Genomic DNA, 26,155 nt, shown 5'->3' with positions numbered 1-26,155 from the left:
CGCCCCGGGTGCACCGTGCAACCAGTGGGGGTGGGATGGCGGCGCTCGTGGTCTGCGAGTCGCTGGTCCGCATCCACCGGTCCGGGTCGGTCGAGGTCCAGGCCCTGCAGGGCCTGGACCTGGTGGTCGACGACGGCGAGGTGCTCGCCGTCGTCGGCGCCTCCGGGTCGGGCAAGTCCACCCTGCTGGCGGTCCTCGCCGGGTCCGACGCCCCCACGGCCGGCCGGGTCACCGTCGGTGGGTGGGACCTGACCGCGCTGTCCCGCGCCGACCGGGTGGCCTACCGCCGCTCGGTGGTCGGTGTGGTCCGGCAGCAGACCGCGCAGAACCTGGTGCCGTGGCTGACCGCCGCGGAGAACGTGGCGCTCCCGCTGGCGCTGGCCGGTGCACCCCGCCGCGGCCGGGCCGCCCGGGTCGCCGAGCTGCTGGACCTCGTCGGCGTGCCGCACGTCGCCGACCGCCGCCCCGCCGCCTGCTCGGGCGGTGAGCAGCAGCGGGTGGCCATCGCCGTCGCGCTGGCCAACACCCCCGCCGTCCTGCTGGCCGACGAGCCCACCGGCGAGCTGGACACCACCAGCTCCCAGCAGGTCTACGAGGCCTTCCGGGCGGTCAACCGCGACCTGGGGACGACGGTCGTGGTGGTCACCCACGACGCCACCGTGTCCGACCAGGTCGAGCGCACGGTGGCCATCCGCGACGGCCGCACCGCCAGCGAGGTGCTGCGCCGGCCCACCGACGACGGCGCACCCGTCGTGGCCGAGGAGTTCGCGGTGCTCGACCGGGCCGGCCGGCTGCAGCTGCCCGCCGAGTACCGGACCGCGCTGGACCTCACCCGCCGGGTGCGGCTGACCCTCGAGGCCGACCACGTCGCCGTGCACCGGGACGCGGGCGCCCGGTGAGCCCCCTCGTCGAGGTGGCCGGCGTGCACCGCACGTTCGGCCGCGGGCCCGCCGCCGTGCACGCGCTGCGCGGGGTGTCCCTCACCGTGGCCCCCGGCGAGCTGGTCGCGCTGGTCGGGCGGTCCGGGTCGGGCAAGACCACCCTGCTCAACCTGGTCGGCGGCCTGGACCGGCCCGACACCGGCACCGTCCACGTGGCCGGCACCGACGTCGGCGCGCTGGACGACGACGGCCTGGTCGCGCTGCGCCGGGACGTCGTCTCCTCGGTCTTCCAGACGTTCGGGCTGGTGCCAGTGCTCACCGCGGCCGAGAACGTGGGCGTGCCCCTGCGGCTGCGCCGGGTGCCCGCGGCCGAGCGGGAGCAGCGCGTCGCCCGGCTGCTGGACCTGGTCGGGCTGACCCCGCACGCCACCCAGCGCCCCGACGAGCTCTCCGGCGGCCAGCAGCAGCGGGTCGCGCTGGCCCGGGCGCTGGCCGGCTCGCCCCGGCTGCTCGTCGCCGACGAGCCCACCGGTCAGCTGGACCGGGAGACCGGGCTGGCGGTCATGGCGCTGGTCCGCGGGGTGGTGGAGGCCGAGGGCGTCGCCGCTCTGGTGTCCACGCACGACCCGGTGATGGTCGCGCTGGCCGACCGGGTCGTCCACGTCGTCGACGGGCAGCTGGTCGAGGCGTGACGCTGCTCGCCCGGAGCCGGGCCCAGGCCGGGCTGCTCGGCGTCGTCCTCGTCGTGCTCGTCGCCGGGCTGACCGTGCTGGCCTCCTGCGCGCTGCTGCTCACCACCGGCGCCGACCGGGCGCGGCAGTCCGCGCTGGCGGCCACCCCGGCCGCGGACCTGCGGGTCGACGTCGAGCTCACCGACCTGCCGGCCGACCCGGCCGGCGAGGCCGCGGGGGCCGGTGCCGAGCTGACCGCGGCGCTGGCGCCGCTGGACCCCAGGCTCTCGACCTGGACCACCTCGACGCTGCGCGACCTGCCCGCCGGGCCGGACGGACGGCGGCTGGGCTGGCTGACCGGCGTCGACGACCTCACGGCCCGGGCCGACCTGGTCGCCGGCAGCTGGCCCGGTGCACCCGCCGGTGCGGCGTGGCCCGCGGCGCTGCCCGTCGCCGCGGCCGAGGCGCTGGGGCTGCAGGTGGGCGACGTGGTGGAGCTGGCCCCCGGCACCGGTCTGGAGGGCGCCGCCGAGACCGCCCCGGTCACCGTGCAGGTGGTCGGTCTCGTCCAGCCGCGCGCCGGTGCGTGGGACCGCGACCGGCTCGCGGGCGCCGGCGCGGTGCCCGACCTGGAGTTCGGCGTCTTCGGCTCGCTGCGGCTGCCGGCCGCCGGGCCCTTCCTGGTCGACCCGGCCACCCTGCTCGCCGCCGGGCCCGGGGTGGAGCGGGTCGCGCTGCGGGCCGCACCGGACGTCGTCGTCGTCCCGGCCGACCTCGCCGACCGGCTGGCCGGGCTGCCCGGCGCGGTGCGGGCGGCGACCGAGGGCACCAGCCGGGTGGTGGACCCGCTCGCCGGGACGCTGGCCGGGGTCGCCGCCCAGCAGGCGGGCACGCGGGGTGCGGTGCTCGCGGTCGCCGTGCTGGCCGGCGCGGTCACCCTGGTCGCGCTGGGCACCGCCGCGCGGGTGCTCGGGGACCGGCGGCGGGGGGAGACCGCGCTGCTGCGCACCCGCGGGGGCACCCGCCGCCAGCTCGCCGCCCGGGCACTGCCGGAGGCCACCGTCCTCGCCCTCGCCGCCGCCACGGTCGCGCTCCCGCTGGCCGCGCTCGCTGCGCGGGTCGTGCTGGCCGACCGGCTGCCCGGCTCGGTGCCCGGTGCGCTGCTGCCCGCGGCGGCGGTGCTGCCTGTGCTCGCCGCCGCGCTGGTGCTGGCCGTGGGCCTGGCGGTGCTCGCCACCCGGCAGCCCGCACCCGGCCGGGCCGCCCCGCGGGGCGCGCTGGCCCGCTCCGGCGCCGACCTGCTGCTGGCCGGCCTCGCCGCGCTCGCCGTGGCGAGCCTGACCGACCGGACGGGTGCCGACCCGGCGCTGGTGGGCGCGCCGGTGCTGGTGCTCGCCGCCGGCACCGCGCTGTCGCTCCGCCTGCCGCCGCTGCTGGCCCGGCTCGCCGACCGGCGGGCGGTCCGCGGCGACCGGCTGGTGCCTGTGCTGGTGGCCGGCGACCTGGCCCGGCGGCCGCTCGCGTCGGGCGCGGCTGCGCTGCTGGTGCTGGCCACCGCGGCGGTGGTGGCCGCGGCCGGGGTGCACGCCACCTGGGCGGTGTCCCGCACCGACCAGGCCGACCTGCGGGTGGGCACCGACCTCGCCGTCCCCGCCGACGGCCTCGACGGCGCCGCGGTGCGCGAGGGGACCGGCGGCACGGTCAGCCCGGTGCTGGAGCGGGCGGTGTCCTCGGGTTCCGTGCTGCGCACCGACGGTGCTGCGCCCCGGCTGGTCGCGGTGGACACCGCGGTCGCCGGCGAGGTGCTGCGCGGCCGGCTGCCCGCGGGCCAGGACTGGGGCAGCGCCACCGCCGGCCTGGTCCCCGGCCCGGCGCCGGCCGGGGTGCCCGGGCCCGGCGCCGTGACGGTCACCGGCAGCGCGGGCCGGCAGCCGGTGTCGGTCACGACGACCGTCCTGCTGGCCGGGGACCTGCCGGTCGTCGTCACCGGCGCGATCACCCCGCTGGACGGCGCGCCGCACGACGCCGGGGTGGCCGTGCCGGCCGGCGGCGCCGTCGTCGGGGTGGTCCTCGACGTCGCCGTGGACGAGGTGGTCGTCGACCCGGAGGCGACCGTGCCCGTCACCGTGGAGGTCGACCTCCCGGCCGCGGCGGCCGGCTGGTCCGTCGCGGTCCCCGGCACGGACGGCGGCGTCACCGACGCGCGCCTGGCCGAGGACCGGCTGCAGCTGACCGGTCGGCTCTTCCCGACCGGGCTGGCCGTCACCCCCGAGCGCGTCGTGCTCACCCCGCAGCCGGCGCCGTCCGCGCTCCCGGTCGTGCTGTCCGGCGGGCTGGCCGGCGACCTCGGGCTGGGCGACGGCGACACGGTCTCCCTGACCGTCGGCGACGCCGCGGTCCGCGCGCAGCTGGTCGGCACGGTGCCCGACGTGCCCTCGGTCCCCGGCGCACCCGGTGTGCTGGCCGACGCCGGCACGCTGACCCGCGTGCTGCTCGCCGCCGGGGAGCTGCCCGGTCCGCCGCAGGCCTGGTGGGTCGGCGGGCCGCGCCCCGGCGCCGCGCTGCCCGGCGCGGTGACCCGCACCGGGCTGGCCGACGAGCTGCGCACCGGCCCGCTGCAGGTCGGCCTGCCCACCGCGCTGGCCCTGGTCGCGGTCGGTGGCGCGCTGCTGGCCTCCACCGGCGCGGTGCTGCAGGCCGCGGCGGTGCGCAGCGGCGGGCGGGCCGAGGCGGCCCGGCTGCTCGGGCTCGGCGTGCCCCGCCGCACCGTGCGGGGTGTCGTGGTCGCCCGGCACGTCGCCGGCACGGTGGTCGCCGTGCTCCTCGGCGCCGTGGTCGGCGCGGTCGGGACCGTGCTGGTGGCGCCGGCGGCCAGCGGTGCGGCGGTGCCGGCCGCCACGGTGCAGACCCCGTGGGTGACCTGGGCCGTCGTGGCGGCCGGGCTGGCCCTGGTGGGGTCGGCCGTGGTGCTGCCGGTGGCGCGTGCGCTGGTGCGGGTCGACGTCCCCGCGGTGCTCCGGGAGGGCAGCTCGTGAGGTGGGGGGTGCCGCTGCGCGGCGGCCGCGCCCAGGTGCTCGCCGCCCCCGCCGCCTGGGTCGTGGCGCTGCTGGTGCTCGCGGTGGCCACCGCGCTGGCCGTGGTGGTGCCGGCGGCCGTCGCGGCCACCGCCGACGACGCCGTCCGGGCGGCGGTCGCCGACGCAGGCACCGGCGCGGACACGGTGGTCACCGCGCCCTTCCCCGAGGACCTCGGCGACACGGTCCGCCGGGAGGCCGGGGCCGCCACCGACACCCGGGCCCTTGCCGCCGCCGTGGCCGGCCGGCTGCCGGACCCGCTGGTCGGCGCGGTCGGCACCCCGGTGGCCCTGGCCACCACCCGGGACCTCGCGCTCACCCTGCCCCCGGCGGTCGCGGTGCAGCTGGGCCCGACCGGGGCACGGCTGACCTGGGTGGCCCGCGACGGCGGCGCCGCGGTCACCTGGACCGCCGGCGCCGCACCGGTCGCCGCCACCGCGGACGGCGAGGTGCAGGCCGGGATCGGCGCCCCGGCCGCCGCCGCGCTCGGCGTCGGCCCCGGCGACCGGCTGGCCGCCCGCACCCCCGACGGCCGGACGGTCGACGTGCTGGTCAGCGGGGTGTTCACCCCGGACGACCCCGCCGACCCGGCCTGGGGGCGCACGCCCCGGCTGCTGGAGCCCGCCACCCGCGGGGCCGGCGCGGCCCGGCGCACCGCGCTGTCCCTCCTGCTCGGCGACGCGTCCCTGCCCGACGCCGGGGTCGCGGCGGGCCCGCTGGTGCGCACGGTGACCTTCCCGGCCCGGCCGGCCGGGCTCACCGCGCCCGGCGCCGACGCCGTGGCCCGCGCGGTCACCGAGGTGCGCGCCGCGCCGGTCCTGCTGGGGGTGTCCCCGCTGCCGCGGGTGGACAGCAGGCTGGCCGACCTGCTCGACGACGCCACCGCCACCCTGGACGCCGCCCGCGCCCAGGCCGCCGTCCTCGTCGCCGCGGTCGGCCTGGCCACCGCGCTGGTGCTGCTGCTGGCCGCGGCGGCGCTCGTCGGCCGGCGCGACCGGGTGCTGGGTCTGTCCCGGGCCCGCGGCGGGTCGCTGCCCGGGCTGGGCACGGCGCTGCTGGCCGACGGCGCGGTGCTCACCGTCGTCGGGGTGGGCACCGGTCTCCTGGCCGGGATCCTGCTGGCCCCGGCAGCGGTGCCGTGGGCGGCCGCGCTGGCCGGGGTGGTGCCGGTGGCGGTGGCGGGGGCGGTCGCGTTGCCGGTGCTGGGCATGCGGGCGGCCGACGCCGCGACCGGAGGCCGGCCGGTGCCGCTGGACACCCGGGCACGGGCCCGGGCCCGCCGGGAGGCGCAGCTGCGACGCGGGGCGGTCGACCTGGCGCTGCTGCTGCTCGCGGTGGGCGCGGTGCTGGCGCTGCGGTCCCGCGGCGTGCCCGGCGGGACGCTGGCCGTGGCGGCACCCGCGCTCGCCGTCCTGGCCGGGGCCGTGCTGGTGGCCCGGGTGCAGCCGGCGGTGACCGCAGCCCTGCTGCGCCCGGCGCGGCGGGCCCGCGGGGCGGTGGCGCTGCTGGCCGCCGCCGGCGCCCGGTCGCCCGCGGTGCTGGCCCCGGTGGCGTTGACCGCCGTGGTCGCGCTCGCGGTGACCGTGGTGTGCCTGGGGACGACGACGCGGGCGGGGCAGGTGGAGGCCTCGTGGACCGCGGTCGGCGCCGACGCCACGGTCACCGCCGACCCGCTGCCCGACCTCGACCTGTCCTCGGCCCCCGGTGTCGACCTCGCCGTCCCCGCCCGGGTCGCCGAGGGCGTGCAGCTGTCCACCGCCGCCGGCGGCGCCCGCACCCGGGTCGTGGTGGTCGACCCCGACGCCTACGCGCAGCTGGTGGGCAGCACGCCGCTCCCCGACGTCGACGGCCTGGCCGGCCTCGGGGACCGCGCGCTGGTCACCCCCGACGTCGGCGGTGACGGGACGGTGCTGCTGGACGGGCAGGCCGTGCCGTTCACCGTCGCCGGCACCCTGCCGCCCGGGCCGACCACGGTGCTGCTGCCGCCCTCGGCGGTCCCGGCGGACCTGGCCGTGCCCGACGTGCTCTGGCTGACCGGCCCGGGTGCCGCGGCCGCCGCCTCCGCCGTCCCCGGGGGCGCCGTCGAGCTGCGTGCCGACCGGCTGGCCGCGGTGGCCGACGCGCCGCTGCCCCGCGGGCTCGCCGTCCTCGGGGTGGTGACCGCCGGCGTCCTGCTCGGGCTGGCGGTGCTGGCCGTCGTGCTCGGCGGGGTCGCCGGTGCCCGCCGGCGGCGGGGGACGTCCGGGGTGCTGCGGACGCTGGGGCTGGGGGAGCGGCAGGCCCGCGCGGTCACCCTGCTGGAGCTGCTGCCCGGGGTGCTGTCCACCGCCGTGCCCGGGGTGCTGCTCGGGGTGGCCGTCGCCGCGCTGGTGTCCGGGCCGCTGGGCCTGCGGCTGCTCACCGGTCAGGCGGTCGACCCGGCGCTCGTCGTCCCGGGGTGGCTGCCGGTCGTCGTGGTGCCGCCGCTGCTCGCGGTCGGCGTCACCGTGCTCGCCGAGGCCCGGGCCCGCCGGCGGGTGCCCTTGGGCACCGTGCTGCGCGAGCCCTGACCTGTCGCAGGCCCGGACCTACATCGCCCGCGCCGAGAGGCCGCCGTCCACCGGCAGGAGCACGCCGGTGACGTAGCGGGACTCGTCGGAGGCGAGGAACAGGGCGGCGTCGGCCACGTCCTGCGCGGTGCCCATCCGGCCGGTCGGGCTCAGCGCGTCCCGCTCGGCGCGCACCTGCTCGACCGAGGCGTCCCCGGCCAGCTGGGCGTAGACCAGCGGGGTGTCCACCAGCCCCACCAGCAGTGCGTTGACCCGGACGCCGCGGTCGGCGTACTGCAGCGCGAGGCTCCGGGTCAGCTGGTTCACCCCCGCCTTCGCGGCGGCGTAGCCGGGGTAGGGGTAGCCGGTCCAGCGGATCGAAGCCGTCGAGGACACGTTCACCATCGACCCGCCCCGCACCAGCAGGTGCGGCAGGGTCGCCTGCGCGGTGAGGAAGACGCTGTCCAGGTTGACCGCCAGCGCGCGGTGCCAGTCGGTCAGCGTCAGGTCCTCGACGGCACCGAGCACGGTCGCGCCGACGGTGTTCTGCACGACGTCCAGCCGGCCGGTGCGGTCCACGACGGCGGCGACGGCGGCCTGCACCTGCGCGGGGTCGGTGACGTCGGCGACCAGCGCCTCCGCGTCGCCGCCGTCGGCCCGCACCGCGGCGACGGTGCGGTCGGCGGCCGCGGCGTCCCGGTCGACGACGGCGACCCGTGCTCCCTGCCGGGCGAACGTGCGTGCCGAGGCGGCGCCGATGGAGCTGATCCCGTCGGGACCGCCGGTGGTCGTCCCGCCGCCGAACACGACGGCGGTGCGACCGGCCAGCCGGAGGTCAGGCACGGGGCCCCGGGGTGCCGTCGAGGAACTCCAGCAGCGCCGTCGCGAAGGTCTCCGGGCCCTCGAAGAACGGGAAGTGCGACCCGCCCTCGGACCGGGTGAACACCCGCAGCTGCGCGCCCGGGATGTGCTCGGCGGTCCAGCGCTGCGAGTCGGGGGAGACGTGGCTGACCTCACCGCCGACCACCAGCACCGGGACGTCGATGAGCGGCAGCACGTCGCGCCAGTCCTGCATGGCGTGGTCGAGCAGCAGCCGGGCGCCCCAGGGGCCGGGCATCCGCAGGTTCTCCTCGAACAGGTGCGCCAGGTCGTCGGCGGGGATGTCCGTGCTCAGCATCGAGGTGAGGAAGGCGTGCCGCGGCTCGTGGGCCTCCGGGCCCCCGACCGCGCCGACGAACCCCTCGGTGCTGGGGAAGTCCAGGATCGCGCCCGCCGCCGCCCCCTCCTCGGGGGTCATCCACGGCTGCACCACGCAGGCGCTGGGCTGGTCGAGCACGGTGAAGGAGTCCAGCGAGCCGGTGCCGAAGCTGTCGATCAGGCTCCAGCCGACCGATGCGCCCATCGAGTGCCCGACCAGGTCGTAGGAGCGCAGACCCAGGTGCGCGGTGACCTCGCGGAGGTCGGCGGCCAGCCGGGCCACCCGGGCGCCGTGGTCGGGCTTGCCCGACAGCCCGTGGCCGCGCTGGTCGTAGCTGACCACCCGGTGCCGTGCGGCCAGCAGCGGGAGGACCCGGTCCCACGTCGCGCGGGACTGGGACCAGCCGTGCACCAGCACCAGGGTGCGGCCGCTGTCGGTGGCGCCGGTGTCGCGGACGTCCAGGTCGACGCCGTCGGTCGTGGTGTACGTGGCCATGAGCTGATCATCGGTGGGCTGTGACCTGGAGCACCACCTCCCCGGCGAGCAGGGTCAGGGCCCCCCGTGCTCGCCAGGGAGGAACCATCCCAGGTACCGGGCCACCTGCAGGCCGAGGTGCAGGCGCAGCCGGGTGGCACCGTCGTCGAGGTCGGCGCCGGTGAGCTCGCGGACCCGGTCCAGCCGGTAGTGCAGCGTGGTGCGGTGCACGTGCACGGCATCCGCAGCGGCCGGGGCGTTGCCGCCGGCGTCCAACCAGGCGGCCAGGGTCGCGGTCAGCCGGCCCCGCGGGTCGGCGGCGCGCAGCGCGTGCAGCTCCGGGGGCAGCGCGGTCTCGTCCCAGGCCTCGGCGGGCACCCGCAGCAGCACCTCGTGCACCCCGAGGGCGGTGCCGTCCACGACCGGGCCGGGCTGCAGCCGCGGCACCGCCCGGGTGGCCAGCGCCGCGGTGCGGGCCGATGTCCACGCCCGGTCCAGGCCCTCGACGCCCGGGCCGGTGCCGGCGACCGCGCCGAACCTGCCCGCCGCGACGGCCCGGGCTTCCGCGACCATGCGCCGGGCGGCCTCCGCCGCGGCGACGCCGTCCAACGGGCCGGCGGTGACCAGCAGCGCGGTGCCGGCGTCGGGGCCGGCGGTGGCGAGCGTGCCCGGCCGCGCGGCCAGCGCCCGGCGGACGGCGGCGCGGGCCTGCTCGGCGTCCTCCGGGGCGACGTCGGTGAGCCGCAGCGCCACGGCCCGGATGTGCCGTCCGGCGGGCAGCGTGCCGGCCAGCTCGGCGAGGGCCCGCGCCCGGTCGGCGGGCAGCGGGGACAGCAGCGCGGCGACCGCGGCGTCCCGCTCGGCGGTGGCGGCGTCGGCGGCGTGCCGGTCGGCCACCAGGACGGCGGCCAGCTGCTCCCCGGCCGCGGCGATCAGCCCGGTCTCGGCGGCCGACAGCCCGGCGTGCGCGTCGATGACCATGAGCAGGCCGAGCAGCTCGCCCTGCCACCGAACCGGAAGGCACCACCGCGGGTGCATGCCGATGCCCGGCTCGGCGGGGATCCAGCCGGCCCGCTGCCAGCCGGCCACCCCGGCGCCGAGCACGTGGGCCACCGCGGCGCTGCCGGCGTCGCGCTGCAGCACCGCGCGGACCCGGACGTCGTCCTCGTCGCCGAAGTGCCGGCTGGTGGCGAGCAGCCGCACCTGCGGGTCGTCCACGACGACGGAGCGCTGCAGCTGCTCGGCGAGGGAGTCCACCAGCTGCTGGACCCGGTCGGAGGGCACCCGCGGATGGTAGGTGCGCTCAGGCGTCGGCCCAGGACGCGACCACCGCGACGTCCAGGGGGAAGTCGACGGGGAAGGTGCCGAACAGCAGCCGGCCGGCCTCGGCGGCCGCGGCCCGCACCGCCTCGGTGACCTCGCCGGCCAGCGCCTCGGGGGTGTGCACGACCACCTCGTCGTGCAGGAAGAACACCAGGTGCGGCCGGTCGGTCAGCCTGCCCCCGCCGAGGCGCCACAACCGGTTCCGGAGGTCGGCCAGCCAGCACGACGCCCACTCCGCGCCGGTGCCCTGCACGACGAAGTTGCGGGTGAACCGGCCCCACGAGCGGCGCCGCGCGTCGGCGGCCCGCCCGGCCACCGCATCGTGGCTGTCGTCGTCGTCCGCGCCGCCGAACGGACCCGGCCGCGGGGAGCCCCGGCCCAGCAGGGTGGTGACCACCTCGCCGCGCTCGCCGGCCCGGGCCGCCTGCTCCACCAGGCCCAGGGCGGCCGGGTAGCGGCGGGCCAGCCGGGGCAGCACCAGCCCGCTCTCGCCGCGGGTGCCGCCGTAGAGCGCGCCGATGAGCCCGACCTTGGCCTGCGCGCGGGTGGCGACCACGCCGGCGTCCACCACGCCCTGGTAGAGGTCGCGGGCCCGCGCGGCCTGCGCCATCGCGGCGTCGCGGCTCATGCCGGCCAGCACCCGGGGCTCGAGCTGGGCGACGTCGGCGACGACGAACCGCCAGCCCTCGTCGGCCACCGCGGCCCCGCGCAGCTGCACCGGGGCGCTGAGCGCACCGCCGCCCTGCGCGGCCCACCGGCCGGTGACCACGCCGCCGGGCAGCAGGACCGGGCGGAACCGGCCGTCGCGCACCCAGGTGTCCAGCCACGCCCAGCCGTTGGCCTGCACCAGCCGCAGCAGCTTCTTGTACCGCAGCAGCGGCTCGATGCCGGGGTGGTCGAGCTCGCGCAGCGTCCAGGAGCGGGTGTCGGCGACGTCCAGCCCGGCGGCCCGCAGCCCGGCCAGCAGCTCGACGGGGGAGTCGGGGTTGAGCGCCGGCTGGCCGAACGCGGCGCGGATGCCCGGCAGCATCGCCTCCAGCCCGGCCGGGCGCTGCCCGGCGGGCGGGCGCGGACCGACCAGCGCGGAGAGCAGCCGGTCGTGCACGTCGGCCCGCCACGGCATGCCGGCGTGCTGCATCTCGGCGGCCACCAGCGCGGCGGCGGACTCCGCGGCCAGCAGCAGCCCCAGCCGCCCGCGCTCGGTGGAGGCGGCCAGCGCCCGCTGCTGGCGGGCGTGCTCGGCGACCGGGTCCAGGGCGTCGGCGGGGTCGTCGAGGGCGAAGAGCGTGGCCTCCTCGGGCACCACCGGGGCCAGGGCGTCCCAGCCGTCGTCGGCCAGCAGCTGCTGGTCGACGTGGGGGGAGCGGCGCAGGACCGCGTGGGTCAGCCGCAGGTCGGTGCAGCGCTCCACCCGGACGCCGGCGGCCAGCAGCCGCGGGTACCACCGGGTGGTGTCGTCCCAGACCCAGCGGGGGCGGTCGGCCTCGCGGGAGGTCACCCACGCGGGCAGGTCGGCGCGGGCCAGGTCGTGCACGGCACCGTCGTCGGCGTGCGCGCGGACGCCGTCGCCCACCCGCCGCAGCACGACCGTCGACACCACGGGTGCAGTCTCCCGCGCCCCTCCGACACCCCGGCGCCCCGTCCGGGGCCGCAGCGGGTGCACACGGGGCGCACAGGTGTCGCTGACCGGGTGCTCGGGGACGGCCCGCACGGTGGGTGCATGACGACGAGCTACGAAGGCCGCCCGCTGCCCCGCCCCGACGAGGAGGTGGTCGACCAGGGGCTCCGGTTCGACCTGGACACCCTGCTCAGCCGCCGCCGCGTGCTGGGGTTCCTCGGCATCGGCGCCGCAGGCCTCGGGCTGGCCGCCTGCGGCGGCAGCAGCAGCACGACGACCAGCGCGGCGGCGGCGACCACCTCGACCACCTCGACCGGGGAGATCCCGGAGGAGACGGCCGGCCCCTACCCGGGCGACGGCTCCAACGGCCCGGACGTGCTGTCGCAGAGCGGGATCGTGCGCTCGGACATCACCACCAGCTTCGGCGAGTTCTCGGGCACCGCCGAGGGCGTGCCCATGACCTTGACCCTGACGGTGCAGGACCTGGCCGCCGGGGTGCCCTACGAGGGCGCCGCGGTCTACGTCTGGCACGCCACCCGGGAGGGCGGCTACTCGCTGTACTCCGACGGCGTCACCGACCAGAACTTCCTGCGCGGCGTGCAGGTCGCCGACGCCGACGGGGTCGTGACCTTCACCAGCACCTGGCCGGCCTGCTACGACGGCCGGTGGCCGCACATCCACGTCGAGGTCTACCCCGACGTCGACTCGATCACCGACTCGACCAGCGCCGTCGCCACCTCCCAGGTCGCGCTGCCGCAGGACGCCTGCGAGGCCGTGTACGCCACCGACGGGTACGAGGCGTCGGTGGCCAACCTGTCCCGCGTCAGCCTCGCCACCGACGGCGTCTTCTCCGACGGCTGGGAGCTGGAGACCCCGACCGTCACCGGGTCGGTCGACGCCGGCTACGCGGTCGCGATGGGTGTCGGCGTCGACACGACCACCCAGGCCGGTGGCGGCTCGGTGGGCGGGGGGACCGGCGGCGGCCCCGGCGGCGGTGGTCAGCCGCCGGGGCGCTGAGGCGTCAGGCCGGCTGCAGCACGAAGTCGTAGGTGGCCTCGAACCACGGCCCCTCGACCGGGGTGCCGTCGGGGAACGTCCCGCCCTCGTGCGGCTCGTAGTGCACGACCAGCTGCTCCTTGACGCCGAACACGACGTCGCTGTCCAGGTAGTCGGCGCCCTCCTGGAACAGGTGCGTGATCAGCGGCCGGTAGCCAGGCACGTTGAGCAGCACGTGGAAGTGGGCCGGGCGGTACTCGGAGATGTCGGTGCGGGAGATGAGCTCGCCGACCGGGCCGTCCATCGGGATGGTGTAGCCCAGCGGCGCCACCGTGCGGATGGCGAACGAGCCGTCCTCCCGGGCGGTGTACTTGGCGCGCAGCCGGGCCTCGTCGACCTCGGGGTGCTGGGTCTCGTACAGCCCGTCGTCGTCGGCCTGCCACACGTCGAGGACCGCGCCGCCGACCGGGTTGCCGTCGAGGTCCACGACCCGGCCGTGCAGGAACAGCGGGGTGCCCGACACGTCCTCGGACATGTCCTCGCCGTAGCCGAGCTCGGGGGACCCGTCGATGTGGAAGGGCCCGAGCACGGTGGCCGGGGTGGCGCGGGGGTCCAGCCGCTGGTTCATCTGCACGACCAGCATCGACAGGCCCAGCACGTCGGAGGTGAGGATGAACTCCTCGCGCTTCTCGTTGCTGATTTGCCCCGTGCGGTTGAGCCACTGGATGGCGGCCATCCACTCCGCCTCGGTCAGCTTCACCTCGCGGGCGAAGGCGTGCAGGTGCCGCACCAGCGCGCTCATCAGCTCCGCGGTGCGGGGGTCGTGCGCGGTGGCCCACCGGGCGGCCGCGAGGTCGGTGATGTTGTCCTCGGTGACGAGCTGCACTGCTGCCTCCATCGGTCGGTCAGGATCAGGGGTCAGCTCGGGTCGGGGGCGACCGAGCGGTTGTTCAGGTCCACGGACAGGAAGATGTCTCCTGCGACCGGGTGCCGCAGCTCCTCGGCCAGCTGACCGATCAGTCCGGCGGTGCGGGCCAGCAGGGCGAACCCGCGCAGCAGCGGCAGCGGCAGGCCGAGGTCGGCCAGCGCCGCCCCGCAGACCCCGGCACCGTTGAGCGGCAGGGTCTTGCCCAGCACCTGCGGGTGCACCCGGCCGATGGCGGCGAACAGCGCCAGGTGCGGGCCGGTCTGCTCCTCCTCGGCGGCGATCTGCATCAGCCGCGGGGTGCGGGGGTCGCCGTCCTTGTGCACGTGGTGGCCCAGGCCCGGCACGAACCGCCTGGCGTCCCGCTCGCGCCGCACGACGGACAGGGCCAGGGCGTCCCAGCCGGCGTCGTCGGTGGGCAGGGTGTCCTGGGCCTGCAGCACGTCGTCGAGGAACCGGCCGCAGTCCTCGGTGACGCCGAGGAAGCGGGAACCGCCGCCGAGCAGCCCGGCGGCCAGCGCCCCCTGCACGGAGTCCGGGGCGGACAGGTAGGTGAGCCGGGTGACGATCGCGGTGGGGGTGAACCCGTGGTCGGCCAGCGCGGCGAGCACGGCCTCGAACACCCGCACCTGCCCGGGGGTGGGCCGGCGCTGGGTGGCCAGCCAGAACGCCAGCTCGCCGAAGCCGACGGTGCCCATGACGTCGCGGGCCAGGTCGGTGCCCAGCAGCGTGATGGTCTCGCGGGACGACGCCCCGAGCGCGGTCTCGTAGGTGCGCGGTTCAGTCACCGGGGGCCTCCAGCCAGGCGCGGATCTCGGCGCCGTGCTCGTCCAGGGCCGGCGGGGGCAGCCGGTAGGACGGCGGCGTCGCCGAGAAGGTGATCGGGTTGCGGATCGAGGGGATGCCACCCGGGCGGACGACGGGGTCCAGGCCGACCTGCTCGGCGAAGGCGACACCGGCGTCGACGGTGTTGATCGGCCCGCACGGCACCCCGGCGGCGAAGATCGCCTCGAACCACTCCTGCTTGCCGCGGGTGCGCAGCCGCTCCACCAGCAGCGGGCGCAGCTCGTCGCGGTTGGCCGTGCGGTCCTCGTTGCGGGCGAAGCGGGGGTCGTCGGCCAGCTCGGGCACGCCGAGCACCTCGACCAGCTTGCGGAACTGGCCGTTGTTGCCGGCGGTGATGATCAGCTCGCCGTCGGCGCACTCCATCGGCTCGTAGGGGAACAGCGAGGGGTGGCTGTTGCCCATCCGGAACGGCACGACCTCCCCGGCGACGGCGGCGGAGCTCTGGTTGACCATGCCCGACAGCGCCGAGGCCATCAGGCTGACCTGCACGTGCTGGCCCTTGCCGGTCTCGTGGCGGGCGTTGAGCGCGGACAGCACGCCGATGGTGGCGTGCAGGCCGGCGACCACGTCGAACACCGAGATGCCGGCGCGGAAGGGCTCGCCGTCGGGGGAGCCGGTGAGGCTCATCAGCCCGGAGATGGCCTGCACGATGAGGTCGTAGCCGGGCAGGTGCGAGCCGCCCTCCTGGCTGCCGAACCCGCTGATGGAGGCGTAGACGACCGCAGGGTTGGTCGCGGACACCGTCGCGTAGTCCAGGCCGAAGCGCGCCAGGCCGCCGGGCTTGAAGTTCTCCACCAGCACGTCGGCGCGGCGGGCCAGCTCCTGCGCGGCGGCCCGGTCGCCGTCGTCCTTGAGGTCCAGCGCGACCGACCGCTTGTTGCGGTTGACGCCCAGGTAGTAGGTGCTGACCCCGTCGCGCACCGGCGGGGACCAGTGCCGGGTGTCGTCCCCGGCCGGGCCCTCGACCTTGACCACCTCGGCACCCAGGTCGGCGAGCAGCATCGTCGAGTACGGGCCGGCCAGCACGCGGGAGAAGTCCGCGACGAGCAGGCCGGCCAGCGGGCCGGTGGGGGAGGTCATCGGGACGGTGCGCTCCTCGGCTCTCGGACAGCTGTCCGGTGGGGTCGGTGCCGCAGTCTCACCACGGGTCGGCGGGGCTGTCAACCGTGGGCGCGGGCTGCTTGACACGGTGTCGTGCATCACGACAGGGTGAGCGCGACCGCTCAGCGGACAGGTGTCCGCCAGCCCCGCGAGGAGACGACGATGTCCAGCCCCGACACCCGCCCGCTGGTCCTGCGCGGGGGCACCGTGCTGACCATGGACGACGCGCACACCGTGCTGCCGGCCGGCGACGTCCTGGTCGTCGACGGCAAGGTCGCCGCCGTCGGCACCGGCCTGGACGTCCCCGAGGGCACCGAGGAGGTCGACGCCGCGGGCGGCGTCGTCATGCCCGGGATGATCGACACGCACCGGCACATGTGGCAGACCGCGATGCGCGGCTACGGCGCCGACTGGACGTTGACCCAGTACTTCGTCTGGTACTACCTCGAGCACGGGAAGACCTTCCGCCCCGAGGACGTGCACGCCGGCAACCTGCTGAGCGCGTGGGAGGGCCTCGAGGCCGGGGTCACCACCACCGTCGACTGGAGCCACGGGCTGCAGAGCGTCGACCACGCCGAGGCCGCCGCCGACGCGCTGCTCGCCGTCCCCGGCCGCTTCGTGCTCGCCTACGGCAACATCCAGGCGGGGCCCTGGGAGTGGACCGCCGACCCGGCCGTGCAGGCGTTCCTCAAGCGCCGCGCGGACGAGGGCAGGCTCGGGCTGCAGCTGGCCTTCGACGTCACCGGCGACCCGTCCTTCCCGGAGAAGGCGGCCTTCGAGGTGGCCCGCGAGCTCGGGCTGCCGGTCACCACGCACGCCGGTGTCTGGGGGGCGACGTCGGACGCCTCCATCCAGCTCATGCACGACGCGGGCTTCATGACCCCGAAGACCGTCTACGTGCACGCCGCGTCGCTGGACACCGACAGCTACCACCGCATCGCCGCGACCGGCGGGTCGGTCTCGGTCTCCACCGAGAGCGAGCAGAGCGCCGGGCAGGGCTACCCGCCCACCTGGCAGGTGCGCAAGCACGGCATCCCGGTCTCGCTGTCGATGGACACCAGCGTCTGGTGGTCGGCCGACCTGTTCTCGGCCATGCGCACCACGCTGGGCGCCGACCGCTCCCGCGAGCACCTCGAGGCCCACGTCGAGGGCAACACGGTCACCCAGGTGCACCTGCGGGCCGAGCACGTCGTCGACTGGGCCACCCGGGGCGGGGCCAAGGCGCTCGGCCGCGACGACCTGGGCTCGCTGGAGCCGGGCAAGACCGCCGACGTCGTGCTGATCAAGAACGATGCCTCGCCGGTGTCCTTCCCGCTGCTCAACCCCTACGGCCACGTCGCGTTCCAGGCCCAGCGCGGCGACGTGCACACCGTGCTGGTCGGCGGCCGGGTGGTGAAGCGCGACGGCAAGCTGGTGGGCTACGACGGCGGCGCCGTCCGGTCGGCGGTCGAGTCGACGGTGGAGCACCTGCGCGGGGCGATGGGGGAGGAGACCTGGCAGGCCGGCATGAACCCGGCCCTGCCCGAGGACGGCGACGTGCTCGACAACCCCTACACCTACACCGAGTACAAGAGCGACGAGACCCGCGAGGCCCGGGGCTCGCTGTTCGGGTCCTGATGGCCGGCCGCGGGCACGGCCCGGACTTCGTCGAGGCGCTGGCCCGGGGGCTCGACGTGCTGTCGTGCTTCTCGGACCGGCGCCCGGTGATGACGCTGTCGGAGGTGGCGGCCGCGGCGGACCTCGCCCGGCCGACCGCCCGCCGCCTGCTGCTCACCCTCGAGGAGCTGGGCTACGCCGCGGCGTGCGAGGGCGGGTACCGGCTGACCCCGAAGGTGCTGGGCCTGGGCATGGCCTACGTCGGGTCGCTGGGCCTGTGGGACATCGCCCGCCCGCACCTGGAGTCCCTCGTCGCCCGCACCGGGGAGTCCTCGTCGATGGCCCAGCTCGACGGCTCGGACATCGTCTACGTGGCCCGGGTCGCCGTCCCGAAGCTGATCACGCTGCGGGTGGAGATCGGCACCCGCTTCCCGGCCGTGCAGACCAGCCAGGGCAAGGTCCTGCTCGCCGCGCTCGGGCCCGACGAGCTGGCCGAGGCGCTGAGCCACGCATCCCGTTCCGGGCTGCCCCGCTACATCGGCCGGACGGCGGCCCAGCTGCACGAGGAGCTGGCCGAGGTCCGGGCGCGCGGGTGGGCGCTGGCCGACGAGGAGCTGGCGCCGGGCGTCCGCTCGGTCGCCGTCCCCGTGCGGGACGGCGCCGGGGTGGTGCAGGCGGCGGCCAACGTCACCGTGCACGCCGCGGAGACCACCCGGGAGACGCTGCTGGAGGACCACCTGCCGCTGCTGCTGCGCACCGCGGGCGAGATCAGCGGCGAGTGGGCGGCCTGGCAGCGCCGCCCGCACAGCACGGTTCAGCCCGGGACGTCGGTGGCCGCGGCGACCTGATCGAGGAAGCGGCGCACGGCCGCCGGGTCCTGGCCGCGCTCCCAGCCCAGCGTCGAGGGCCGCTGGGCCCGATCGTGCCAGAAGTGCGGCGACCGGGACGCCGGCCGGGTGGCCAGCAACCAGACCGTGGTGTCCGCGCCGTCCGCGGGCGTGCGCAGCAGCGGGGCCATCACCTTGCCGAACCCGGGGATGGACGCCGTCACGCCGTCGGTGGCCACCCAGCCCGGGTGCGTGGAGTAGACGTGCGTGCCGGGCAGCCGGTGCGCCCACTCCGCGGCCAGCACCACCTGCATCCTCTTGGTGCGGGCGTAGGCGCGCACCCCGCTGTACTCGCCGACGGTGAACTCGAGGTCGTCGTCGCGCAGCCCGGCGCCGTACATGCCGCCCGAGGACATCCACACCACCGCGGCGTCCGGGGCCAGGGTGTCGGCCAGCAGCGCGGTCATCAGGTGCGGCCCGAGCACGTGCACCGCCAGGGTCAGCTCGTGGCCCTGCGCGGTCTCCGACCGCTGCGCCGGCAGCGCGCCGGCGTTGTGCACCAGCCCGTGCAGCTCGTCCACCCGGCCGGTGAAGTCCTCGGCCCACGCCCGGACGACGTCCAGGTCGCCGACGTCGCACACCTCCGCCACCAGCCTCGCCCCCGGTCGCTCCCGCTCCAGGCGGGCGACCAGGTCCTCGGTCTTGGCCCGGTTGCGGCCCAGCACGTGCACCGTGGCGCCGAGGTCGAGCAGGCCCTCGGCGATCGCGGTCCCGATGCCCGAGGTGGCCCCGGTGACCAGCACCCGCTTGCCGATCAGCGCACCCGGCACCGGGCCCGACGGCCACCAGCGGCGCCGCAGCGCCGGGCCGAGCTTGCTGTAGCCGGGGACGACGGCGCGGTCGAGGAGGGCGTCGGCGAGACGGGTCAGCGCAGGCACCGGCACATCCTGGCTCAGCCCCGCAGGCCCCGCTCCTGGAGCGCCAGCCACTGCAGCAGCATGATCGTCTTGCCGTCGCGGATGCGGCCGTCGTCCACCATCCGCAGGGCGTCGGCCAGCGGCAGCTCGACGACCTCGATGTCCTCGCCCTCCTCGGCGACCCCGCCGCCGTCGTGCACCCGGTCGGCGGGGGCGTAGCGGCCGACGTAGCAGTGCAGCCGCTCGGTGACCGACCCCGGGCTCATGAACGCGTCGAAGGCCTGCACCAGGGGGCCGCGGATGGTGACCCCCAGCTCCTCCTCGGTCTCCCGGCGGGCCGCGGTCTCGGGGTCGTCGGCGTCCAGCAGGCCGGCGGCGGCCTCCAGCAGCAGGCCGTCGGGGTGGCCGTTGACGTAGGCCGGGAAGCGGAACTGGCGGGTGAGCAGCACGGTGCCGCGGTCGGGGTCGTGCAGCAGCACGGTGGCGCCGTTGCCCCGGTCGTAGGTCTCCCGCGACTCCGTCGTCCACGTGCCGTCGGAGCGGCGCCGGTCGTAGGTGGTGCGCCGCAGCACGTGCCAGCCGTCGCTGGTCACCTCCACGTCGCGGACCACGACGTCGGGGTTGCCGGTCAGGTCCCGGCCCACCCGGTCCAGACCGGTGCGGCCCCGGCCGTCGGGGGCGTCGACTCCTCTGCGCATGCGGCGGACCGTAGCCCTCAGGGCAGGGGGCGCAGGGTGCACAGCTGGGCGACCCGGCCGACCGGGCCCGCCTCGTCGTGCAGCACCGTCGCGGTCAGCCCGTGCCCGCCCGGGCCCCAGCTGACCGTGGTGTCCATGCCGACCCACGCGCCGGCCGGTGCCCGGGACAGGTGCGCGGTGAGCTCGACGTTCGGGTAGAACCAGCCCCGCCGCTCCGGGCCCTGCACCAGGCCGTTGGCGGTGTCGGCGAGCAGCAGGGACCGGGTCAGGTCGGCGACGTCCTCGCCGTCCAGCAGGTCCTGCCGCGCCCGCAGCCAGGCCTGCGCCCGGCCGGGGGCGACGTCGCGGTGCCGGACCTCCAGCGAGGCGATGTAGCCCCCGGGCCAGCCCGCGCTCATGTCCCACGCCGCCAGCTGCTCGCGCGGCGGCAGCGGGGGCTCGGCGGCGAGCGCGACCGCCGAGGTGTCCGACCCGGCCAGCCGCCAGGCCCGGGCCCGCACCACCGCGCGCCCGGCCCAGGTCACGGTGGCCTCGACCAGCTCGATGGTGCGGCCGGGCCGCACCGTCGCGACCGACACCTCGACCTCGTCGATGCCGATCACGCCGAGGATCTCCACCGCCAGCCGCTGCACCGGGCCGCCACCGGCCAGGCAGTGCGCCACCAGCCCGACGGTGGGGGCGATGTGCTGCTGCGCCGGGTCCCAGCCTCCGCCGGTGTGCTCGGTCGCCCGGAACCGGCCACCGCCGTCCGGGGTGCTGGAGAGCCGCTCGAAGTACGCCACGGCAGCCGATCCTGCCCGGCGCACACTGGACGGCGTGACCACCGTCCCCGCCCTGGGCATCGCCGAGGCCGCCGAGCGCACCGGCCTGACCGCGCACACGCTGCGCTACTACGAGCGCGACGGCCTGCTCCTCGACGGGGTCGACAGGGACGCCGGGGGCCGGCGCCGCTACACCGACCGCGACCTCGAGTGGATCGAGACGGTGACCCGGCTGCGGGCCACCGGGATGCCCATCCGCGACGTCAAGCGCTACGCCGCGCTGGTCCGGGCGGGCGCGGGCACGGAGACCGAGCGGCTGGCCCTGCTGCGGGCGCACCGGGCCCGGGTGCAGCGGGAGCTGGACGAGACCGCGGGGCACCTGGCCGCCATCGACCACAAGATCGGGTTCTACGAGCGCTCGGTTTGACTTCGAGCGCGCTCGAAGGAGTTCGCTGCTCGGCATGACAGCACCGCTGACCACCCGCACCCTCGGCTCCGGCGCCGCCGCCCTCACCGTCTCCACGATGGGGCTGGGCTGCATGGGCATGAGCGAGTTCTACGGCGCCCCCGACGAGCAGGCCGGCCTCGCCACGATCGCCCGCGCGCTCGACCTCGGCGTCACCTTCCTGGACACCGCCGACATGTACGGCCCCTTCACCAACGAGAAGCTGGTCGGCCGGGCGATCGCCGGCCGCCGCGACGAGGTGCAGCTGGCCACCAAGTTCGGGAACGTGCGCGGCGAGGGCGGCGAGCGGCTGGGCATCGACGGCTCGCCGGAGTACGTCCGGGCCGCCTGCGACGCCTCCCTGCAGCGCCTGGGCGTGGACACCATCGACCTCTACTACCAGCACCGCGTCGACCCGACCGTGCCCATCGAGGACACCGTCGGGGCGATGGCCGAGCTGGTCACCGCCGGCAAGGTCCGCTTCCTGGGCCTGTCCGAGGCCGGCCCGGAGACCATCCGCCGGGCCGCCGCCGTGCACCCGATCACCGCGGTGCAGACCGAGTACTCCCTGTTCACCCGTGACCTCGAGGACGCCGTCCTGCCCGTCCTGCGGGAGCTCGGCGCCGGCCTGGTGCCCTACTCGCCGCTGGGCCGCGGCCTGCTCACCGGCGCCGTGACGCAGACCCCACAGGACGGCGACAGCCGCGGCAGCGGGTACTTCCCGCGGTTCCAGGGCGAGGCCCTGGAGGCCAACCTCGTGCTGGTGCGCCGGGTCGAGGAGATCGCCGCCGAGCACGGCTGCACGCCCGGCCAGCTGGCCCTGGCGTGGGTGCTGGCACAGGGCGAGGACGTCGTCCCGATCCCGGGCACCAAGCGGGTGCGCTACCTCGAGGAGAACGTCGGCGCAGCGGGCGTGCAGCTGTCCGCCGAGGACGTCGCGCGGCTGTCGGCGGCCGTCCCGCGCGAGGCCGTGCAGGGCGACCGCTACGGCGACATGTCCTCCATCGACGACTGATCGCGCACGATCGACCTGCGTCGGGAGGTGTAGTCCTGACCCGCAGGGGTACCCGCCGTCACCCCCTCCTGCGGGAAACGGATTAAAATGACACAGGCCGCGCTCCGGCGCAGGTCGCAGACCCCCCGTCCCTCACCGTGGGCGGCCTGTGCCGCCCGTCCGTGGGCGGCCTCTCCGCCAGGACCTCAGCCGTCCTCGCGACGCCGCACGACACCCCCAGGAGAGGCTGGATGAGCACGACAGTCGCCGACAGCACCACGAAGACCCCGCGCAAGAAGGCCGCCGCCGGTGCCCGCAAGGCCCGCTCGGCCGACGCGGAGTCCGTGCAGATCGCGCCCGCGCCGGACGCCGACGCGGAGGAGGTCGAGCTCGAGGAGGAGGAGGCCGACCTCGCCGACGAGCCCGCCGTCCCGGCCGCCGCCTCCGGGTCCTTCGAGTGGGACGAGGAGGAGTCGCTCGCCCTGCAGAAGGCCCGCAAGGACGCCGAGCTGGCCACCTCGACCGACGCCGTCCGCGCCTACCTCAAGCTGATCGGCCGCGTCGCGCTGCTGACCGCCGAGCAGGAGGTCGACCTCGCCCGCCGCGTCGAGGCCGGTCTCTACGCCGCGCACAAGCTCGCCGACACCGACGCCAAGTTCACCCCGACCATGCGCCGCGACCTCAACTGGGTCGTCCGCGACGGGGAGCGCGCCAAGACCCACCTGCTGGAGGCCAACCTCCGCCTGGTCGTGTCGCTGGCCAAGCGCTACACCGGCCGCGGCATGGCGTTCCTGGACCTGATCCAGGAGGGCAACCTGGGCCTGATCCGCGCGGTGGAGAAGTTCGACTACACCAAGGGCTTCAAGTTCTCGACCTACGCCACGTGGTGGATCCGCCAGGCGATCACCCGGGCCATGGCCGACCAGGCCCGCACCATCCGCATCCCGGTGCACATGGTCGAGGTCATCAACAAGCTCGGTCGCATCCAGCGCGAGCTGCTCCAGGAGCTGGGCCGCGAGGCCACCCCGGAGGAGCTGGCCAAGGAGATGGACATCACCCCGGACAAGGTGCTGGAGATCCAGCAGTACGCCCGGGAGCCGATCTCGCTCGACCAGACCATCGGCGACGAGGGCGACAGCCAGCTCGGCGACTTCATCGAGGACTCCGAGGCGGTCGTGGCCGTCGAGGCCGTGTCCTACGGCTTCATGCAGGAGCAGCTGACCTCGGTGCTGCAGACGCTGTCCGAGCGCGAGGCCGGCGTCGTCCGGCTGCGGTTCGGCCTGTCCGACGGCACCCCGCGCACGCTGGACGAGATCGGCCAGGTCTACGGCGTGACCCGTGAGCGGATCCGCCAGATCGAGTCCAAGACGATGTCGAAGCTGCGCCACCCCTCGCGGTCGCAGGTGCTGCGCGACTACCTCGACTGATCGGTCGAACCCAGGAGGCCCGGAACCGGTTCGGTTCCGGGCCTCCTGCGTCCCGCGGTGACCAGCAGGACGACGGCGGCCACCGCCGCGGTGGCCGAGCAGACCGCCCACACGGTGAGGTACCCCGACAACGGCGCGGCGCCGGCGGTGGGGTCCTCGATGCCGCCGGTGGAGGCCAGCGCGACGGCGAACACCGCCGACGCGATCGCCCCGCCGACGGTCTTGGAGCAGTTGGTCATGCCCGCGGCGAACCCGGTCCGGGCCGGCGGCGCGGCGGCGACCGCGGCGGCGGGCAGCGCGGCCACCAGCAGGCCCGAGCCCACGCCCGCGACGGCCATGTTGGTCAGCGCCTGCCCGGCGGTGTCGTGGAAGGGCAGCCAGAGCGCGTACCCGACCGCGACCGCCGCACTGCCCGCGGCCATCGCGCGCCGGGTGCCCAGCCGGCGCGCCAGCGGGGTCAGCAGCAGGGCGCCGGTGAGCAGGGTGAGCACGTACAGCCCGATGAGCACCGACACGAACGACGCCTCCGCGCCCAAGCCGTAGCCGGTGACGGCGGGGTCGGCGCGGGCGTAGGTGGACAGCGGGATCTGCGCGCCCAGCACCGACATGCCCGACAGGAACGCGGTCACCTGCACCGGCCACTGCGCCCGGGCGGCGAGCACGCCGACGTCGACCAGCGGCTCGGCGGTGCGCCGCTCCACCCGGACCAGCTGCGCACCGGTGGCCAGCCCGGCGAGCACCAGCACCCACGGCAGGACCGCGCCGGGCCCGAGCAGCCGGACGGCGACCAGCCCGGCCATCACCAGCAGCAGCGCCGCGGTCAACAGCCCCAGGCCCGGCAGGTCCAGCCGACCGGGGGCGCGCGGCGGGTCGGGCTCCACGCCGACGGCGACGACGACCAGGCAGGCGGTGACCACCAGCGCCGGGATGGCCAGCAGCACCGGCACGGGCACGGAGTCCACCAGCGCACCGCTGGTCAACGCGCCCGCGAGCACACCGAGCTGCAGGAACGCCACCAGGACGCCGGCGGCCCGGCGGGTGCGGTGGTCGTCGGCGGCGGCGCGGCGGTGCACGATCGCCACCTCCAGCGGCAGCCAGACCACGTAGGCGCCCTGCAGCGCCGACCCGACGACGAAGACGCCGAACCCGGCCGCGCCGGTCGCCGGCGCCACGGCCATGACCCAGCTGCCCAGCGCGGTGACCGCGGTGGAGACCAGCAGCACCCGGCGGTGGCCGTGCAGGTCGGCCAGCCGCGCCAGCACCGGCACCAGCAGGGCGGACGCGACGAGCTGGGCGGCCTCGAACCAGTTCACGTCGCCGTCGGAGATGCCCAGCGCGCGGGCCACGTCGGTGAACACCGGGGTGTAGAAGCCCTGCAGCACGCCGCTGGCGACCTCGACCACCGACAGCGCGCCGACGACGGCGAACAGCGTCTGCGCCCTGCGGTTCACGCCGGCAGCTCCTGCAGCAGCCGGCGGTACCAGCGGACGCCGTCCAGCAGGTCCTGCACGCCGATCCGCTCGTCGGCGGCGTGGATGGCCGCGCGCTGCTCCTTGCTCATCCGGAACGGGGTGAAGCGGTACACCCGGTCGCTGATGGCGGTGAAGAACCGGGCGTCGGTGGCGGCCATCATCACGTAGGGCGTCGGGACCGCCTCGGGGAAGACCTCGCCGGTGACCCGTTCCAGCAGCCGGAACGCGTCGTCGTCCCAGGGGGAGACCGGGCTGGGCTCGTTGCGCTCGACCACCTCCACCCGGACTCCGTCGCCCACCGTCGCCCGCACGTGCTCCAGCACCCCGTCCACGGTGTCGCCGACCATCACCCGCAGGTTGACCCCGGCGCGGGCGGAGGAGGCGATGACGTTGAGCGCGGGCGAACCGGACAGCGTGGTGACGGCGGCCGTCGTCCGCACCATCGCCGCGGCCTCGGCGCCGGCGGCCCGCAGCACCCGGGTGAGCACCGGGGCCAGCCGGTCGGCCCGGGCGAGCACCGGCCGCAGCGGCGCGGGCAGCTGCGGGCCCAGCCGGCGCAGCAGCTCGAGGGTGGGCGCGGGCGCCCGGGCCGGCAGCGGGCTGCGCTCCAGCGCCGTGATCGCCCGGGCCAGCCGCGCGGTCGGGCCGTTCGCCGCGGGGGTGGAGGCGTGCCCGCCGGCGCCCTCGGCGACCAGCTCGACCGAGGTCACGCCCTTCTCGGTCACCCCGACGACCGCCAGGGGCGCGGTCACCATCGGGAAGGCGCCCGAGGCGACCGCGCCGCCCTCGTCGAGCACGAACCACGGCGCGACCCCGCGGGCCCGCAGCTGCGCCACCGCGTCGACCGCCGTCGTCCCCGAGACCTCCTCGGTGGCGCCGAAGGACAGCCACACGTCCCGGCTGGGCACGAAGCCCTCGGCCAGGAGCTCCTCGACGGCGGCGCAGATGCCGACGACGGAGCCCTTGTCGTCCAGCGTGCCGCGGCCCCACACCGCGCCGTCGTGGATCTCGGCGGCGAAGGGCGGGTGGGTCCAGCCGTCCTCGACCGGGACGACGTCCAGGTGCGCCATGAGCACGACCGGGTCGCCCGGTGTCCGGCCCGGCCAGCGGACCAGCAGCGCGTGCGGCTCGACCTCGAGGCGCTCCAGGCCGTGCAGCCGCGGGAAGTGCTCGGCCAGCGTGGCCCGCAGCGCGGTGAAGGGTGCGGGGTCGGTGCGGGCGGGGTCGCGGTCGGCCACCGTGGGGTGCCGGACGAGCGCCTGCAGGGCCAGCACCGCGGGGTGGTCCTCGGTCACCCGGCGGATGCTGTCACAGCGTGTGGGACACGCGACATCACGTGACGCAATGTCGCCGATTGCTTGGCGCGCGCTGTGCGGAGTGGCT

At 76.8% G+C, this 26,155-nt stretch carries 22 protein-coding genes; 10 read left to right on the top strand and 12 right to left on the bottom strand.

The features are described 5' to 3' along the window. The first annotated feature begins 35 nt into the window (after positions 1–35). Genes BLT39_RS09625 through BLT39_RS22380 form a run of 4 tightly spaced genes read left to right on the top strand, consistent with a single transcriptional unit; the run spans position 36 to position 7,175 of the window. On the top strand, positions 36–899 hold the full coding sequence (locus BLT39_RS09625) for an ABC transporter ATP-binding protein (RefSeq protein WP_091062187.1): 864 nt from the start codon (positions 36–38) through the stop codon (positions 897–899). Then, a complete protein-coding gene (locus tag BLT39_RS09620) occupies positions 896–1,573 on the top strand; it encodes an ABC transporter ATP-binding protein (protein ID WP_091062185.1) in 678 nt (225 codons plus the stop codon). Before BLT39_RS09625 ends, BLT39_RS09620 begins: the two co-directional genes overlap by 4 nt. Next, positions 1,570–4,587: an FtsX-like permease family protein gene (locus tag BLT39_RS09615; protein WP_091062184.1), complete on the top strand. Its 3,018-nt coding sequence runs from the start codon at positions 1,570–1,572 to the stop codon at positions 4,585–4,587. Before BLT39_RS09620 ends, BLT39_RS09615 begins: the two co-directional genes overlap by 4 nt. An 8-nt stretch (positions 4,588–4,595) precedes the next feature. After that, positions 4,596–7,175, top strand: coding sequence for an FtsX-like permease family protein (locus tag BLT39_RS22380; RefSeq protein ID WP_091062182.1), 2,580 nt, complete (start codon positions 4,596–4,598; stop codon positions 7,173–7,175). A gap of 18 nt (positions 7,176–7,193) precedes the next feature. Here BLT39_RS22380 and BLT39_RS09605 read toward each other — a convergent pair whose 3' ends face one another. The 4 genes from BLT39_RS09605 to BLT39_RS09590 are packed head-to-tail and all read right to left on the bottom strand — an operon-like array spanning position 7,194 to position 11,749. Beyond that, positions 7,194–7,997 (bottom strand): SDR family NAD(P)-dependent oxidoreductase, encoded by an 804-nt coding sequence (locus tag BLT39_RS09605; protein WP_091062180.1) that lies wholly within the window; start codon positions 7,995–7,997, stop codon positions 7,194–7,196. Further along, a complete protein-coding gene (locus BLT39_RS09600; RefSeq protein ID WP_091062178.1) occupies positions 7,990–8,847 on the bottom strand; it encodes an alpha/beta fold hydrolase in 858 nt (285 codons plus the stop codon). Before BLT39_RS09600 ends, BLT39_RS09605 begins: the two co-directional genes overlap by 8 nt. Before the next feature lie 54 nt (positions 8,848–8,901). Further along, positions 8,902–10,110, bottom strand: coding sequence for a PucR family transcriptional regulator (locus BLT39_RS09595; protein ID WP_091062176.1), 1,209 nt, complete (start codon positions 10,108–10,110; stop codon positions 8,902–8,904). A gap of 19 nt (positions 10,111–10,129) precedes the next feature. Further along, positions 10,130–11,749, bottom strand: a complete 1,620-nt coding sequence (locus BLT39_RS09590; protein ID WP_242658282.1) for a bifunctional 3'-5' exonuclease/DNA polymerase — start codon at positions 11,747–11,749, stop codon at positions 10,130–10,132. 120 nt (positions 11,750–11,869) lie between these two features. Here BLT39_RS09590 and BLT39_RS09585 point away from each other — a divergent pair, with 120 nt between their 5' ends. Further along, positions 11,870–12,784 (top strand): intradiol ring-cleavage dioxygenase, encoded by a 915-nt coding sequence (locus BLT39_RS09585; RefSeq protein WP_091062959.1) that lies wholly within the window; start codon positions 11,870–11,872, stop codon positions 12,782–12,784. Between the two features lie 4 nt (positions 12,785–12,788). On the opposite strand, the gene BLT39_RS09580 is transcribed toward BLT39_RS09585, so the two are convergent. The 3 genes from BLT39_RS09580 to BLT39_RS09570 are packed head-to-tail and all read right to left on the bottom strand — an operon-like array spanning position 12,789 to position 15,614. Continuing rightward, positions 12,789–13,649: a dioxygenase family protein gene (locus BLT39_RS09580; protein ID WP_091062174.1), complete on the bottom strand. Its 861-nt coding sequence runs from the start codon at positions 13,647–13,649 to the stop codon at positions 12,789–12,791. Positions 13,650–13,681: 32 nt separating this feature from the next. Beyond that, complete coding sequence (locus BLT39_RS09575) at positions 13,682–14,476, bottom strand: citryl-CoA lyase (protein ID WP_091062172.1); 795 nt, start codon at positions 14,474–14,476, stop codon at positions 13,682–13,684. Then, positions 14,469–15,614: a CaiB/BaiF CoA transferase family protein gene (locus BLT39_RS09570; protein ID WP_091062170.1), complete on the bottom strand. Its 1,146-nt coding sequence runs from the start codon at positions 15,612–15,614 to the stop codon at positions 14,469–14,471. Before BLT39_RS09570 ends, BLT39_RS09575 begins: the two co-directional genes overlap by 8 nt. Before the next feature lie 183 nt (positions 15,615–15,797). Between BLT39_RS09570 and BLT39_RS09565 the strand changes: the two genes are divergently transcribed. Together BLT39_RS09565 and BLT39_RS09560 are read left to right on the top strand one after the other, a co-directional pair. Continuing rightward, a complete protein-coding gene (locus tag BLT39_RS09565; protein WP_091062168.1) occupies positions 15,798–17,252 on the top strand; it encodes an amidohydrolase family protein in 1,455 nt (484 codons plus the stop codon). Continuing rightward, positions 17,252–18,079, top strand: a complete 828-nt coding sequence (locus BLT39_RS09560; protein WP_091062166.1) for an IclR family transcriptional regulator domain-containing protein — start codon at positions 17,252–17,254, stop codon at positions 18,077–18,079. Before BLT39_RS09565 ends, BLT39_RS09560 begins: the two co-directional genes overlap by 1 nt. Here BLT39_RS09560 and BLT39_RS09555 read toward each other — a convergent pair. Genes BLT39_RS09555 through BLT39_RS09545 form a run of 3 tightly spaced genes read right to left on the bottom strand, consistent with a single transcriptional unit; the run spans position 18,046 to position 20,455 of the window. Continuing rightward, positions 18,046–18,996, bottom strand: coding sequence for an SDR family NAD(P)-dependent oxidoreductase (locus tag BLT39_RS09555; protein WP_091062956.1), 951 nt, complete (start codon positions 18,994–18,996; stop codon positions 18,046–18,048). The genes BLT39_RS09560 and BLT39_RS09555 overlap by 34 nt on opposite strands. A 14-nt stretch (positions 18,997–19,010) precedes the next feature. Beyond that, on the bottom strand, positions 19,011–19,673 hold the full coding sequence (locus tag BLT39_RS09550; protein ID WP_091062165.1) for an NUDIX domain-containing protein: 663 nt from the start codon (positions 19,671–19,673) through the stop codon (positions 19,011–19,013). A 17-nt stretch (positions 19,674–19,690) separates the two neighbouring features. Next, entirely contained in the window at positions 19,691–20,455 is a 765-nt protein-coding gene (locus BLT39_RS09545; RefSeq protein WP_091062163.1) for a thioesterase family protein, read from the bottom strand. Between the two features lie 34 nt (positions 20,456–20,489). Here BLT39_RS09545 and BLT39_RS09540 point away from each other — a divergent pair, with 34 nt between their 5' ends. The 3 genes from BLT39_RS09540 to BLT39_RS09530 all read left to right on the top strand — a co-directional run bounded on the left by BLT39_RS09540 (position 20,490) and on the right by BLT39_RS09530 (position 23,300). Then, on the top strand, positions 20,490–20,861 hold the full coding sequence (locus tag BLT39_RS09540; protein ID WP_207507814.1) for a MerR family transcriptional regulator: 372 nt from the start codon (positions 20,490–20,492) through the stop codon (positions 20,859–20,861). A gap of 34 nt (positions 20,862–20,895) precedes the next feature. Continuing rightward, the gene (locus BLT39_RS09535) at positions 20,896–21,894 is read left to right on the top strand and encodes an aldo/keto reductase (protein WP_091062161.1); all 999 of its coding nucleotides are present in this window, start codon (positions 20,896–20,898) and stop codon (positions 21,892–21,894) included. 230 nt (positions 21,895–22,124) lie between these two features. Beyond that, on the top strand, positions 22,125–23,300 hold the full coding sequence (locus tag BLT39_RS09530) for an RNA polymerase sigma factor (protein ID WP_091062159.1): 1,176 nt from the start codon (positions 22,125–22,127) through the stop codon (positions 23,298–23,300). On the opposite strand, the gene BLT39_RS09525 is transcribed toward BLT39_RS09530, so the two are convergent. Both BLT39_RS09525 and BLT39_RS09520 read right to left on the bottom strand, forming a co-directional pair. Beyond that, complete coding sequence (locus BLT39_RS09525; RefSeq protein WP_207507812.1) at positions 23,288–24,751, bottom strand: MFS transporter; 1,464 nt, start codon at positions 24,749–24,751, stop codon at positions 23,288–23,290. The two genes, BLT39_RS09530 and BLT39_RS09525, sit on opposite strands and share 13 nt — an antisense overlap. Beyond that, positions 24,748–26,067 (bottom strand): M20/M25/M40 family metallo-hydrolase, encoded by a 1,320-nt coding sequence (locus tag BLT39_RS09520; protein WP_091062157.1) that lies wholly within the window; start codon positions 26,065–26,067, stop codon positions 24,748–24,750. Before BLT39_RS09520 ends, BLT39_RS09525 begins: the two co-directional genes overlap by 4 nt. Positions 26,068–26,155 lie beyond the last annotated feature (88 nt).

The sequence above is a fragment of the Klenkia brasiliensis genome (assembly GCF_900100695.1).
GTDB classification, from domain to species: domain Bacteria; phylum Actinomycetota; class Actinomycetes; order Mycobacteriales; family Geodermatophilaceae; genus Klenkia; species Klenkia brasiliensis.
Note: the sequence above shows the minus strand (reverse complement) of the source record. Positions and strands in the feature narration are given on the sequence as shown.

Bases quoted from the DNA above. Each gene is read 5' to 3' on its own strand.
- BLT39_RS09570 (WP_091062170.1), bottom strand. From the start codon at position 15,614: ATGACCTCCCCCACCGGCCCGCTGGCCGGCCTGCTCGTCGCGGACTTC.
- BLT39_RS09600 (WP_091062178.1), bottom strand. From the start codon at position 8,847: ATGGCCACGTACACCACGACCGACGGCGTCGACCTGGACGTCCGCGAC.
- BLT39_RS09535 (WP_091062161.1), top strand. From the start codon at position 20,896: ATGACAGCACCGCTGACCACCCGCACCCTCGGCTCCGGCGCCGCCGCC.
- BLT39_RS09565 (WP_091062168.1), top strand. From the start codon at position 15,798: ATGTCCAGCCCCGACACCCGCCCGCTGGTCCTGCGCGGGGGCACCGTG.
- BLT39_RS09560 (WP_091062166.1), top strand. From the start codon at position 17,252: ATGGCCGGCCGCGGGCACGGCCCGGACTTCGTCGAGGCGCTGGCCCGG.
- BLT39_RS09585 (WP_091062959.1), top strand. From the start codon at position 11,870: ATGACGACGAGCTACGAAGGCCGCCCGCTGCCCCGCCCCGACGAGGAG.
- BLT39_RS09625 (WP_091062187.1), top strand. From the start codon at position 36: ATGGCGGCGCTCGTGGTCTGCGAGTCGCTGGTCCGCATCCACCGGTCC.
- BLT39_RS09530 (WP_091062159.1), top strand. From the start codon at position 22,125: ATGAGCACGACAGTCGCCGACAGCACCACGAAGACCCCGCGCAAGAAG.
- BLT39_RS09550 (WP_091062165.1), bottom strand. From the start codon at position 19,673: ATGCGCAGAGGAGTCGACGCCCCCGACGGCCGGGGCCGCACCGGTCTG.